This is a genomic window from Streptacidiphilus sp. MAP5-3 (genome assembly GCF_041262505.1).
Lineage (GTDB): Bacteria > Actinomycetota > Actinomycetes > Streptomycetales > Streptomycetaceae > Streptacidiphilus.
In genome coordinates, this window is record NZ_JBGCCL010000013.1 from 133,562 (window position 1) to 146,907 (window position 13,346).

Below are 13,346 nucleotides of genomic sequence, written 5' to 3' on the forward strand. Positions count from 1 at the left end.
GGGGTGTGCGGGGTTGACTCCCTCACACCTCGGTCGCAACGTTGCGACCGCGTCAGGGAGGCACCCCACACGATGAACAGCACTCTGCGCCGCACGGTCGTGGTAACCACCGCCGTTTCCATAGCACTTGGTCTGGCCGCATGTGGCAAGGCCGGCAGCAGCTCCAGCTCTTCTTCCTCTTCCTCCTCCGGTTCGAGCGGCTCCCAGGTCATCGGCCTGCTGCTCCCGGAGAACCAGACCACCCGCTACGAGCAGTTCGACAAGCCGCTGTTCGAGGCCCAGGTCAAGCAGCTCGACCCGAGCGCGACCGTCCAGTACGACAACGCCGGCGGCAGTGCGCAGGTCCAGGCGCAGCAGGTGCAGACGATGATCAACCAGGGCGTCAAGGTCCTGGTCGTCGACGCCGAGGACGCCACCCAGATCAAGGCCTCCGTCGTGGCCGCCCACGCCAAGGGCATCAAGGTCGTGGCCTACGACCGCCTGGCCGAGGGCCCGATCGACGCCTACGTCTCCTTCGACAACGAGAAGGTCGGCGAGCTCCAGGGCCAGGGCCTGCTCAACGCCCTGGGCAGCAAGGCCACGCCGACCGCCAAGATCGTCGAGATCGACGGCGACTCGGCCGACCCGAACGCCGCCTACTTCAAGAAGGGCTTCCAGGAGGCCGTCGCGGGGAAGGTCAACATCGCCTACGACGCCTCGGGCCTGTGGAAGGCGGACGTCGCCGCGCAGAAGGCGACCGCTGCCATCAACCAGCTCGGCGCCGGCAACATCGCCGCCTTCTACTCGGCGAACGACGGCATGGCCGCCGGTATCGTCCAGTCGATGAAGACGGCCGGCCTGTCCGCGCTGCCGATCGGCGGTCAGGACGCCCAGCTCGACGCGATCCAGCGGATCGTGGCCGGAACCCAGGCGTACACGGTCTACAAGGCCTACAAGCCGGAGGCCGACGCCGCCGCCCAGCTGGCCGTGGACCTGCTGAACGGCACCAGCATCAGCTCGGTCGCCACCACGACCAGCACCAGCCTGTCCGGCGACAAGGCCCCCTCGGACCTGCTGCCCGCGGTCCTGGTCACCAAGGCCAACATCAAGTCCACCGTGGTCCAGGACGGCCTCTGGAGCGTCAGCCAGATCTGCACCGCTGACTACGCCGCCGCCTGCAAGGCCGCCGGCCTGCAGTAGGCCGCACCTTCCCCCTCGGCACGCCTGGTGCTGAGCTTTCGTCAGACGTCGTCCCCCGCGCGGTGATCCCGCGCGGGCGTCGACCAGCCCATCCGAGGCACCGGGTGGGCAGAAGGAGTTGGTTCACGTGACAAGCGCGCCCGTACTGGCGTTGCGCGGGGTCTCCAAGCGGTTCGGCGCGGTGCAGGCCCTCACCGACGTCGAGCTGGAGGTTCACGCCGGAGAGGTGGTGGCGCTGGTCGGTGACAACGGCGCCGGCAAGTCCACCCTGGTCAAGACGATCGCGGGCGTGCACCCGATCGACGAGGGCGAGATCGAGTGGGAGGGCACCCCCGTCTCGATCCAGCGTCCGCAGGACGCCCAGCAGCTCGGTGTGGCCACCGTCTACCAGGACCTCGCGCTCTGCGACAACCTGGACGTGGTCGGAAACCTGTTCCTCGGACGCGAGTTGAAGCGTCGCGGCACCCTCGACGAGGTGGCCATGGAGCAGAAGGCGCGGGAGCTGCTGGACACACTGTCCATCCGCATCCCGAGCGTGCGCATACCGATCGCCGGACTCTCCGGCGGTCAGCGCCAGGTCGTCGCGATCGCCCGCTCGCTGATCGGCGAGCCCAAGGTCGTGATCCTGGACGAGCCCACCGCGGCCCTCGGTGTCGAGCAGACCGCGCAGGTCCTCGACCTGGTCGAGCGGCTCCGCGAGCGGAACCTCGGCGTCATCCTGATCAGCCACAACATGGCCGACGTCCGCGCCGTCGCGGACACCGTCGCGGTGCTGCGGCTGGGCCGGAACAACGGCAGCTTCCCGGTCCAGGAGACCACCCAGGAGACCATCATCGCCGCGATCACCGGCGCCACCGAGAACGCGGTGACCCGGCGTCAGGCGCGCACGGCGGAGGCCGCGAAGTGAGCAACGACACCAAGACCCCCGCGACCCCCGCGCCGGAGTCCCCCGCCGTCGACCCTCGCCTGCTTCAGCGCGAGGCCGGACTGCAGGGCTACGTCAACGAGTTCGTCCGCAAGGTGCGCGGCGGTGAGCTGGGCTCGCTCCCGGTCATCATCGGCCTGATCGTCATCTGGGCGGTCTTCAGCCTCAACGACGGCAAGTTCTTCGCTCCCTCGACGGCCGAGTTCGTCGCCTACTACATGGTCGGCGTCGGTCTGCTCTCGATCGGCCTGGTCTTCGTCCTGCTGCTGGGTGAGATCGACCTCTCGGTCGGCTCGGTCAGCGGTCTGGCAGCGGCCTTCTTCGCCGTGATATCCGTCAACGACGGGCTGAACCCGTGGCTGGCGGTGCTGCTCACGCTGGCCGGCGGCGCGCTGGTCGGCGCGCTGCAGGGCTGGGTCTTCGCCAAGATCGGCGTGCCCGCGTTCGTGGTCACCCTGAGCGGCTTCCTCGCCTGGCAGGGCGTCATGCTCTGGCTGCTCGGCTCGACCGGCACGATCAACCTCCCGGACACCGGCCTGATCCACTTCCTGTCCGGCAACTCCTACTTCCTCGGCGGCGACATCTCCGGCGCCTACATCCTGGCCGCCCTGGCCGTCGCCTCGCTGGCGGTGGGCAGCTTCCTGGAGCAGGGCCGCCGTCGTAAGGCCGGTGTACCGTTCCGTGCGACCGGCGAGATCGTGCTGCGCTCCGTCCTGCTCGCCATCGGCGCCTTCGGGGTGGCGTATGTGCTGAACCAGGCCAGCGGTGTACCGAACGCGGCCGTGCTCTTCCTGGCGCTGCTGATCATCGCCGACTTCGTGCTCCGCCGCACCGCCTACGGCCGCAAGATCTTCGCGGTGGGTGGCAACATCGAGGCCAGCCGCCGCGCGGGCATCTCCGTCTCCGCGATCCGGATCTCGGTCTACGCGATCTCCGGCGCCTTCGCCGCCCTCGGCGGTCTGGCCATCGCGGCCGAGACCGGCGCGGCCGGCCAGGCGGGCTCCGACCCGAACAACCTGATGATGGCCATCGCCGCGGCTGTCATCGGCGGCACCAGCCTCTTCGGTGGTCGCGGCCGGGTCTGGTCCGCGCTGTTGGGCATGCTCGTGATCTCGTCGATCCAGAGCGGCCTGTACATGCTCGGCCTGAACCTCGACATCCAGTACATGATCATGGGCGTCGTGCTGCTCGCCGCCGTGGTCGTCGACTCGCTGTCGCGCCGCACCCAGAAGTCCTCCGGCCGCGGCTGAGGCTGCGACGACCCACCGACCGCAGGTGCTCGTTCGCCCGTTCGGGCGTACCGACGCCCGTCGGCCCTCCGCAACGCGAACCGGCCTCTTGAGGGGGAGGACCGGGTCGCGGGGCTGACGGACTGCAAGAAGGACCGCCCGGCACCGAACCGCTCCGGTGCCGGGTGGTCGCACGTTCCGGCCAAGGCGGCACTCCGGTCGGTCGCGTCACCGGGACAGGGCCGTAGACTGAGCGGATTCGGACAGACCCACGGTCGAGCCCGGAGTGAACGGGCGGCGGGCGAGGGCGCTCGCGGTCGCTCGCGGCCGACAGAGATAGAGGAGGAACGGGTGGCCCTGCTGACCCGCATTCGGGGACCGCGCGATCTTGACCGTCTCACCCCGGGACAGCTGGCCGTCCTGGCCGAGGAGATCCGGGGCTTCCTGGTCGAGGAGGTCTCCAAGACGGGCGGTCACCTCGGCCCGAACCTCGGCGTGGTGGAGCTCACCATCGCCCTGCACCGCGTCTTCGAGTCGCCGAAGGACCGGATCCTCTTCGACACCGGCCACCAGTCCTACGTCCACAAGATCCTCACCGGGCGTCAGGACTTCTCCAAGCTGCGCACCAAGGGCGGCCTCTCCGGCTACCCGTCGCGTGCCGAGTCCGAGCACGACGTGATCGAGAACTCGCACGCCTCCACCGTGCTCGGCTACGCGGACGGCCTGGCCAAGGCCAACCAGCTCCAAGGCCACGACGACCGCCACGTCGTCGCCGTCATCGGTGACGGCGCGTTGACCGGCGGTATGGCCTGGGAGGCGCTCAACAACATCGCCGAGTCGTCCGACCGCCCGGTGATCATCGTCGTCAACGACAACGAGCGCTCCTACTCGCCGACCATCGGCGGCCTGGCCAACCACCTGGCCACCCTGCGCACCACCCAGGGCTACGAGCGCTTCCTGGCCTGGGGCAAGGACGCACTGCAGCGCACCCCGGTCGTCGGCCAGTCGCTCTTCGAGACCCTGCACGGCGCCAAGAAGGGCCTCAAGGACTTCATCGCCCCACAGGGCATGTTCGAGGACCTCGGCCTCAAGTACGTCGGCCCGATCGACGGCCACGACGTCCAGGCCCTGGAGTCCGCGCTGCGTCGCGCCCGCGGCTTCGGCGGCCCCGTCATCGTCCACTGCCTCACCCAGAAGGGCCGCGGCTACCGCGCCGCCGAGCAGAACGAGGAGGACCGCTTCCACGCGGTCCCGGTGATCCACCCGGACACCGGCCTGCCGGTGAAGTCCTCCGGCGGCCAGGACTGGACCTCCGTCTTCGGCGAGGAGATGGTCGCCATCGGCCGCGAGCGCAAGGACGTGGTGGGTATCACCGCGGCCATGCTGCACCCGGTCGGCCTGGCGCCCTTCGCCAAGGAGTTCCCGGACCGCATCTACGACGTCGGCATCGCCGAGCAGCACGCCGCCGTCTCGGCGGCGGGCCTGGCCACGGGCGGCCTGCACCCGGTCGTCGCGGTCTACGCGACCTTCCTCAACCGCGCCTTCGACCAGGTGCTGATGGACGTCGCGCTGCACAAGTGCGGCGTGACCTTCGTCCTGGACCGCGCCGGTGTCACCGGCTCGGACGGCGCTTCGCACAACGGCATGTGGGACATGTCGATCCTCCAGGTCGTCCCCGGCCTGCGGCTGGCCGCGCCGCGTGACGCCGACCAGCTGCGCGCGCAGCTGCGCGAGGCGGTCGCGGTCGAGGACGCGCCGACGGTCGTCCGCTACTCCAAGGGCACGGTCGGCCCGGCGTTCCCGGCCGTCGCCCGGATCGGCGGGATGGACGTGCTGCGCGACGGTGCCGTTGACGGCGTTGATGCCGATGTCCTGATCGTCTCGGTCGGCGCGATGGCCCAGACCTGCCTCGACGCGGCGGAGAAGCTGGCCGCGCAGGGCATCAGCGCCACGGTCGTCGACCCGCGCTGGGTCAAGCCCGTCGACCCGGAGCTCGCGCCTCTGGCGGCGCGCCACCGTGCGGTCGTCACGGTCGAGGACAACGGCCGCGCGGGCGGCGTCGGCGCGGCGATCTCGCAGGTGCTCCGCGACGCGGGCGTCGACGTCCCGCTCCGGGATCTCGGGATCCCGCAGTCGTTCCTGGACCACGCGACGCGGGACCAGATCCTCGCCGAGATCGGCCTGACGGCCGACGGCGTGGCGGAGAAGACGGCAGCGCTGGTCGCGAAGGTCTCGCTGGACCCGGCAGCAGTGTTGTAGTTGCAACACCCAGGGGCGCGGGGAACTGCGCGAGATACCACCGGCATGCGGATGGCCCTGCGCGTTCGGGGCTCTACCGTCGTGGGTGGCTTGTCGCGCAGTTCCTCGCGCCCCTTGCGGAGTGCAGGGCTTCTCGCCGTCGTCGCCGTACTGACCCATCTCCCCTCCTTCCTACGGCCGTTCTGGAATCCCGACGAGGGCTACCTCGCCACCGAGGCGCGGATGCTGGCTGTCGGGGGGACGCTCTACACGACCGTCGTGGACCGGAAGCCGCCCTTGCTGCCGTGGCTCTACCAGGCCGCGTTCTGGGTCTTCGGCTCCGACTCCCTCTGGCCGCTGCGCGTCCTCGCGGTCCTCGCGCACCTCGCCACCGCGCTACTGCTCGCGTCCGTCGCGCGGCGGCGCTGGGGGCCGCGCGCGGCGCTGGTCGCGGGCGTGCTCGCGTTGCTGCTCAGCGTCGGGCTCTCGCCCGAGGACAGCCAGGCGGCGACCTTCGAGGTCTTCATGCTGCCCGCCACCGCCGCCGCGTTCTGGTGCGCGGACCGGCAGCGCTGGGCCGGCGCGGGGCTCGCGACCGCCGCAGCCGCGATGGTGAAGCAGACCGGGGGAGCGGTGCTGCTCCCCGTCCTCTTCCTTCTCCTCCGCCAACGCGACGGCCGTCGCGCCGCATTGGTTCGCGTGCTGCTCGGCTCAACCGTGCCCGTCGCCGCGCTGGCCGTCCTGCTGGGGCCGCACGACTTCCTCTTCTGGGTCGTCTCCGGCAGCAGCGGCTACGCCTCGCTCGACGGGGCCTGGCTGACGGCGCTCGCCCGTGCTGCAGGTAACGCCGCGCTCCTCGGGGCCGCGGGGCTCGGCGTCCTGCTCGTCGTCGCCCGGGATCCGCGGACGTCGCTGCGGGAGGACGGCGACCTGTGGGTGTGGCTGGGCGGCTCCGCGCTCGGGGTGGTGACCGGGCTGCACTTCTTCGGCCACTACTACCTCCAGCTGGTCCCCCCGCTCGCCCTCCTCGGCGCCTCCGCACTGCACCGCGCGCCCGCGCGCTGGACGCTGGCCGTGCTCGCCTGGAGCGCCGCCGCAGGCGTCGTGTTCGTCGTGCTGGGGCTGACGTGGTCGACCGTGTCCGTGACCCGCGTGCAGGCCGTCGTGCGGGCCGTCGACGCCCGGACCGGGCCAGGGCAGCCGGTGCTGGTCTGGGGGATGCACCCGGAGATCTACTGGCTCGCCGACCGTCCGCCTGCCAGCCGCTATCTGACGGCGGGTCTGCTGACCAACTTCGCCGGGGGCCGCGACGGTCGGGGAGTGGGGCTGGCTCAAGGCGTGAACGGCTCATGGCAGACTTTTGAACAGGAGATGCGTGAGCATCCGCCGGGCCTGTTCGTGGACGACTCCCAGGGCGCCCCGTATGGCCCGGATCACATCGCTCCACTTCAGGCCCTGTTGGCCGCCCATGGCACGAGGGTGGGCACGGTCGGCGGCGCGGTGCTTTATGAGTGGAAGCCGTGATCCAGTTGAAGGCTTCTTAACTCCGCATGACATGCTGAGTCCGATCCACGCGCGCTGACGCAGAAGTGCGGGGACACGAGTGGTTGAGGATGGGTGGAAGTGAGTAGCTCCCCGGACAAGGACCCGCAGCCGGCGGGTGCGTCCATGCGTACGACGCCGTGGACACGGTGGGCGGCCGTGAGCGGTGCGATCGTCGTGGTCTTCGTGATCGCGGGAATGATCGGTTCCGTGGTCCGCAGCAACAAGGAGTCGCAGCTGCAGCTCCCCACCGCCGCCGCAGGCCCGAGCGGTCTGGCCGTCCCCGCATACGGGCACGCGCCGGTCACCCTCAACCTCTACGAGGACATGCGGGACCCGAACTCGCTGAAGTTCGAGAACACCTACGGCGCCACGCTGCGCCAGCTGGTGGCCTCCGGTCAGGCGAACATCTACTACCGCGAGACCGACGGCATCGACGCCGCCCAGGGCGGCAGCGGTTCGCTCCAGGCGGGCAACGCGCTCGGCTGCGCGCAGGACTCGGCCAAGCCGGCGAACGCCTTCGCCGACTACCGCGCGGTGCTGCTGAACAACCAGCCGGCCGTGTCGGACGACGCCTTCGCCTCGACGAACCACCTGATCGACCTGTCCAAGAAGGTCAAGGACCTGGACACCGACGTCTTCCGCGCGTGCGTGACGGGCGGCGACCACAAGGTCTGGGTCAAGGACTCCACCTCGCTGCTCCAGAGCTCCAAGCTGGGCTCCGTGCCGCTGCTGACCATGCAGATCGGTGGCACCGTCAAGGACCCGGCCCCGGAGACGGTGCTGGCCTCCGCGACCCAGTCGATCAGCGTCAAGGACCTGGTCGCGCGCGTCACCGACGCTGCGATCGCGGCCTCGCCGACGGCCTCGGACATGCCGTCCATCCCGGTCACCAACGGCGCGACGCCGCAGGCGGCGGCCACCCCGAGCGCGACCGCGACCGCCAGCGCGAGCCCGAGCGGTAGTGCCAAGGCCGCAGCGGACCACAAGAAGAAGGCGACGGCCTCGGCTTCTCCGTCCGCTACGTCTTCTTCGCACTGACCTGTAGTTGCACTACCAAGGGGCGCGGGGAACTGCGCGACAAGCCACCCACAGCAGATGGTCCTCAACGGTCAGGGCCATCCGCACAGGGTGGTTTCTCGCGCAGTTCCCCGCGCCCCTTGGTAGTGCATGGTCCTCGTCTGCACAGAAAGGGGCGGCCCTCCGATCTCTCGGAGAGCCGCCCCTTGTGTGCTAGCTGCCGGAGTTACGCCGGGACGCTCGCCACGCCCTGGGCGAGGAAGCGCTTGCCGTTGACCCGCTCGGAGACGCCCTCACGGTCCAGGTACGGGGTGATCCCGCCCAGGTGGAAGGGCCAGCCCGCGCCGGTGATCAGGCACAGGTCGATGTCCTGCGCCTCGGCGACGACGCCCTCGTCCAGCATCAGCTGGATCTCCTGCGCCACCGCGTCGAGCGCGCGCTCGCGGACCTGCTCCTCGGTGAGAGCCTTGTCGCCGACCTGCAGCAGCGCCTCGACCTCGGGGTCGAGCTCCTGCTGGCCCGACGCCCAGGTGTAGAAGCCGCGCTTGCCGGCCTTGACCACGCGGCCCAGGTTCTCGGAGACGAAGAACCGCTCCGGGAAGGCCGCGTGCAGGGTCTCCGACACGTGCAGGGCGATGGCCGGGCCGACCAGCTCCAGCAGCACGATCGGGGACATCGGCAGGCCGAGCGGCTCGACGCCCTTCTCCGCCACGGCGATCGGCGTGCCCTCGTCGATGATCTGCTGGATCTCGCCCATGAAGCGGGTGAGGATCCGGTTCACCACGAACGCAGGAGCGTCCTTGACCAGGACGGCGGTCTTCTTCAGCTTCTTCGCGACACCGAACGCGGTGGCCAGCGACGCGTCGTCGGTCTGCTCGCCGCGGACGATCTCCAGCAGCGGCAGGACCGCGACCGGGTTGAAGAAGTGGAAGCCGACGACCCGCTCCGGGTGCTCGAGCTTCGACGCCATCTCGCTGACGGACAGCGAGGAGGTGTTGGTCGCCAGCACGCAGGTGGGCGAGACCACGGCCTCGACCTCGGCGAAGACCTGCTGCTTGACGCCCATCTCCTCGAAGACGGCCTCGATGACGAAGTCCGCGTCGCCGAAGGCGGCGGCCTTGTCCAGTGAGCCGGTCACGAGCGCCTTCAGGCGGTTCGCGTTGTCGCCGTTGACGCGGCCCTTGGCGAGCAGCTTGTCGATCTCGCCGTGGACGTAGCCGACACCCTTGTCGATGCGCGCCTGGTCGATGTCGGTGAGGACGACCGGCACCTGCAGGCGGCGGGCGAAGAGCAGAGCCAGCTGAGAGGCCATCAGACCCGCGCCGACGACGCCGACCTTGGTGATCGGGCGGGCCAGCGACTTGTCCGGCGCGCCGACCGGGCGCTTGCCGCGCTTCTGGACCAGGTTGAAGGCGTAGATGCCGGAGCGCAGTTCGCCACCCATGATCAGGTCGGCCAGCGCGGCGTCCTCGGCGTCGAAGCCCGCCTGCAGGTCGCCGTCCTTGACCTGGGCGATGATGTCCAGCGCCCGGTAGGCGGCCGGAGCAGCGCCGTGGACCTTGCCGTCGGCGACGGCGCGGCCCCAGGCGACGGCGTCGTCCCAGGCCTGGCCGCGGTCGATCTCGGGACGCTCGACGGTCACGGCGCCGGTGAGGACCTCGGCGGTCCACAGCAGCGACTGCTCGACGAAGTCGGCCGGCTCGAAGATCGCGTCCGCGATGCCCAGCTCGAAGACCTGCTTGCCCTTGAGCTGCTTGTTCTGGGCGAGCGAGTTCTCGATGATGACCTGGACGGCCTTGCCCGCGCCGATCAGGTTCGGCAGCAGTGTGCAGCCGCCCCAGCCCGGGACCAGGCCCAGGAAGCACTCCGGCAGCGAGAAGGCGGGGACGCCGGTGCTGACGGTGCGGTAGGTGCAGTGCAGGCCGACCTCGACGCCGCCGCCCATCGCCGCGCCGTTGTAGAAGGCGAAGGACGGGACGGGCAGGGCCGCGATCCGCTTGAAGACGTCGTGGCCGCCCTTGCCGATGGCCAGCGCGTCGCTGTGCTCCTTGAGCACCTCGACGCCCTTGAGGTCGGCGCCCACGGCGAAGATGAACGGCTTGCCGGTGATGCCGACGGCGACGATCTCGCCCGCCGCGGCCTCGCGCTCGACCTGGTCCAGCGCCTCGTTCAGCTTGGCGAGCGAGCCCGGGCCGAAGGTGGTCGGCTTGGTGTGGTCGAAGCCGTTGTCCAGGGTGATCAGCGCGAAGCGGCCGGCACCCAGGGGCAGGTCGAGGTGACGCACGTGAGCGGTCGTCACGACCTCGTCCGGGAACAGCTCGTGAGCCTTGAGCAGCTGCTCGGTGGTGGTGGTCATCACTTGCTCCCGTTACCGTCGAAGTGCGGGTTCTCCCAGATGACCGTCGCGCCCATGCCCATGCCGATGCACATGGAGGTCAGGCCGTAACGGACGTCCGGACGCTGCTCGAAGCGGCGGGCCAGCTGCGTCATCAGACGCACGCCGGAGGAGGCCAGCGGGTGGCCGAAGGCGATCGCGCCGCCGAACGGGTTGACCCGCTCGTCGTCGTCCGCGATGCCGAAGTGGTCGAGCATGGAGAGGACCTGGACGGCGAAGGCCTCGTTGATCTCGAACGCGCCGATGTCGGCGATCGTCAGACCGGCCTTGGCCAGCGCCTTCTCGGTCGCCGGGACCGGGCCGATACCCATGACCTCGGGCTCCACGCCGACGAAGGCGTAGGAGACCATGCGCATCTTGACCGGCAGGCCCAGCTCGCGCGCCACGTCCTCGGCGGCGATCAGGGAGGCGGTGGCGCCGTCGTTCAGACCGGCCGCGTTACCGGCGGTGATCCGGCCGTGCGGGCGGAACGGGGTCTTCAGACCCGTCAGCGACTCCAGCGTGGTGCCCGGACGCATCGGCTCGTCGGCCGTGGCCAGGCCCCAACCGGTCTCGCCGCCATCGGCGTTGGTGCGGCGGATCGCCACCGGCACCAGGTCGGGCTGGATGTTGTTGTCGGCGTAGGCCTTGGCGGCCTTCTCCTGGCTACGGACGGCGTAGGCGTCGCAGCGCTCCTTGGTCAGGTGCGGGAACCGGTCGTGCAGGTTCTCCGCGGTCATGCCCATGAACAGGGCGGACTCGTCGACCAGCTTCTCGGAGAGGAAGCGCGGGTTCGGGTCGACGCCCTCACCCATGGGGTGGCGGCCCATGTGCTCGACGCCACCGGCGAGGGCGATGTCGTAGGCACCGAAGGCGATGCCACCGGCCACGGACGTCACGGCGGTCATCGCGCCGGCGCACATACGGTCGATGGAGTAGCCCGGAACGGACTTCGGCAGGCCGGCCAGCAGAGCGGCCGAGCGGCCGAGGGTCAGGCCCTGGTCGCCGATCTGGGTGGTGGCGGCGATCGCGACCTCGTCCACGAGGGCCGGGTCCAGGTTCGGGTTCCGGCGCAGCAGCTCCCGGATCGCCTTGATCACCAGGTCGTCGGCGCGGGTCTCGGCGTAGATGCCCTTGGGGCCTGCCTTGCCGAAGGGGGTGCGGACGCCGTCGACGAAGACGACGTCCCTCGCGGTACGAGGCACGGTGGCTCTCCTCCCAAGCGCCCGTTCGAGAGCGGGCACGGTGCGGTCACAGAGGAACGGTCGCAGCCGACGGCGAAAAGGGCCCACGGATGCACGTCCCGACAGTGATGCTACCCGCCGGTAACCAACTGGCCAAGGAGGGGAGGAGTGAGCTCTGGGTCACTCCCTGCGCTGCGGCACGCCGTTCTTGGGTGCTGCGGCGCTCTCGATGGCCGCGTCGATGCCCGCGTCGGCGGCGGCTTCCGCGCTGCGAGCCGCCGAGTTCGCGCCCTTTCCGGGGACGACGACGGGCCGGGGCTCGGCCTTCGCGCCCGCGTAGGCCTTGGCGATGACCGGTGCGACCAGCTCCACCTGCCAGTCGCGTGCGCCGAGCGCGTGCAGCGCGTCCCCGACGGTGAGCGCCGTCGCGCTCTTGGGCGGAGTCCAGGAGACCCGGCGCACCAGCTCGGGGGTGATCAGGTTCTCCTGCGGCAGGTGCAGCTGCTCCGCGAGGGCGGTCACGGCGGAGCGGGCGGCGGAGAGACGGGCGGCGGCCAGCGGGTCCTTCTCGGCCCAGGCGCGGGGCGGGGGCGGTCCGTCGTGCGGCGCGGTGGCGGGCGGGAGCTGGTGCTCGGGAATGGTGCGGGCGGTCTCGATCGCCGCTATCCACTGCTCCAGCGCCCGCCGGTGCGCGCGCGGGCCGAAGCCCGGCACCGCCTGCAGCGCGGGGATCGTCGACGGCATCACCAGTGCGGCGGCCACGATCGCGGAGTCCGGCAGCACCCGCCCGGGGGAGACGTCGCGCTCGCGCGCCAGCTGGTCACGCGCCAGCCACAGCTCCCGCACGGCGGCGAGCTGCCGCCGACGGCGCACCTTGTGCACGCCCGACGTCCGTCGCCACGGATCCGTGCGCGGTCCCGCCGGGGGAGCGGCGACGATCGCCGCGAACTCCTGCAGGCCCCAGTCCAACTTGTTCTGCGACGCCAACTCCCGCTCCAGCGAGTCGCGGAGCTGCACCAGCACCTCGACGTCGAGCGCGGCGTAGCGCAGCCACGGCTCGGGCAGCGGACGCGTCGACCAGTCGACGGCGGAGTGTCCCTTCTCCAGGGTCAGCCCGAGCACGTTCTCGACCATCGGCCCGAGCCCGACCCGGGGGAAGCCGGCGAGCCGTCCGGCCAGCTCGGTGTCGAACAGGCGCGTCGGCCGCATGCCGAGCTCGGAGAGGCAGGGGAGGTCCTGCGTCGCGGCGTGCAGCACCCACTCGGTGTCGGCCAGCGCGGCCCCGAGGGAGGAGAGGTCCGGGCAGGCCACCGGGTCGATCAGCGTGCTGCCGGCGCCTTCGCGCCGCAGCTGAACCAGGTACGCGCGCTGTCCGTAGCGGTAGCCGGAGGCCCGCTCGGCGTCGATCGCGACGGGCCCGTGCCCGGCGGCGAAACGTTGCACTATCGCGGCGAGCGAGTCCGCGTCGGAGACGACGGGTGGGATGCCCTCACGCGGTTCCAGCAAGGGGACCGCCTGCCCGTGGGCGGTTTCGCTGGCGTCGTCGATGGCATCTTCACGGGCGTCGGTCACGCCCCCAAGCGTACGCCCGGACCACGACACCGCTCCCGCTGACGGAAGGACACGGGCGGGCGGGGAATGGATGGGCAAGTGGG

The 13,346-nt window shown here is 70.7% G+C and carries 9 protein-coding genes; 6 read left to right on the forward strand and 3 right to left on the reverse strand.

The window, feature by feature from the left end:
* Positions 1-72 precede the first annotated feature (72 nt).
* The 6 genes from ABH928_RS20680 (at position 73) to ABH928_RS20705 (ending at position 8,154) form a co-directional block, all read left to right on the forward strand.
* Complete coding sequence (locus tag ABH928_RS20680; protein WP_370068555.1) at positions 73-1,179, forward strand: substrate-binding domain-containing protein; 1,107 nt, start codon at positions 73-75, stop codon at positions 1,177-1,179.
* 118 nt (positions 1,180-1,297) lie between these two features.
* Positions 1,298-2,086 (forward strand): ATP-binding cassette domain-containing protein, encoded by a 789-nt coding sequence (locus ABH928_RS20685; protein WP_370068557.1) that lies wholly within the window; start codon positions 1,298-1,300, stop codon positions 2,084-2,086.
* Positions 2,083-3,354, forward strand: a complete 1,272-nt coding sequence (locus ABH928_RS20690; protein ID WP_370068559.1) for a sugar ABC transporter permease — start codon at positions 2,083-2,085, stop codon at positions 3,352-3,354. The genes ABH928_RS20685 and ABH928_RS20690 overlap by 4 nt, the downstream gene beginning before the upstream one ends.
* A 330-nt stretch (positions 3,355-3,684) precedes the next feature.
* Entirely contained in the window at positions 3,685-5,592 is a 1,908-nt protein-coding gene (dxs, locus tag ABH928_RS20695) for a 1-deoxy-D-xylulose-5-phosphate synthase (RefSeq protein ID WP_370068561.1), read from the forward strand.
* Positions 5,593-5,673: 81 nt separating this feature from the next.
* The gene (locus ABH928_RS20700; RefSeq protein WP_370068563.1) at positions 5,674-7,095 is read left to right on the forward strand and encodes a glycosyltransferase family 39 protein; all 1,422 of its coding nucleotides are present in this window, start codon (positions 5,674-5,676) and stop codon (positions 7,093-7,095) included.
* Between the two features lie 177 nt (positions 7,096-7,272).
* A complete protein-coding gene (locus tag ABH928_RS20705) occupies positions 7,273-8,154 on the forward strand; it encodes a DsbA family protein (RefSeq protein ID WP_370068565.1) in 882 nt (293 codons plus the stop codon).
* A gap of 205 nt (positions 8,155-8,359) precedes the next feature.
* On the opposite strand, the gene ABH928_RS20710 is transcribed toward ABH928_RS20705, so the two are convergent.
* From ABH928_RS20710 to ABH928_RS20720, 3 genes are all read right to left on the reverse strand, one after another.
* Positions 8,360-10,489 carry a 3-hydroxyacyl-CoA dehydrogenase NAD-binding domain-containing protein gene (locus ABH928_RS20710; protein ID WP_370068567.1) on the reverse strand — a complete coding sequence of 710 codons (2,130 nt, stop codon included), beginning with the start codon at positions 10,487-10,489 and terminating at the stop codon, positions 8,360-8,362.
* On the reverse strand, positions 10,489-11,712 hold the full coding sequence (locus tag ABH928_RS20715; RefSeq protein ID WP_370068569.1) for an acetyl-CoA C-acyltransferase: 1,224 nt from the start codon (positions 11,710-11,712) through the stop codon (positions 10,489-10,491). Before ABH928_RS20715 ends, ABH928_RS20710 begins: the two co-directional genes overlap by 1 nt.
* Before the next feature lie 159 nt (positions 11,713-11,871).
* Complete coding sequence (locus ABH928_RS20720) at positions 11,872-13,263, reverse strand: HRDC domain-containing protein (RefSeq protein WP_370068571.1); 1,392 nt, start codon at positions 13,261-13,263, stop codon at positions 11,872-11,874.
* Between the last annotated feature and the right edge of the window lie 83 nt (positions 13,264-13,346).

Bases quoted from the DNA above. Each gene is read 5' to 3' on its own strand.
- ABH928_RS20680 (WP_370068555.1), top strand. From the start codon at position 73: ATGAACAGCACTCTGCGCCGCACGGTCGTGGTAACCACCGCCGTTTCC.
- ABH928_RS20710 (WP_370068567.1), bottom strand. From the start codon at position 10,489: ATGACCACCACCACCGAGCAGCTGCTCAAGGCTCACGAGCTGTTCCCG.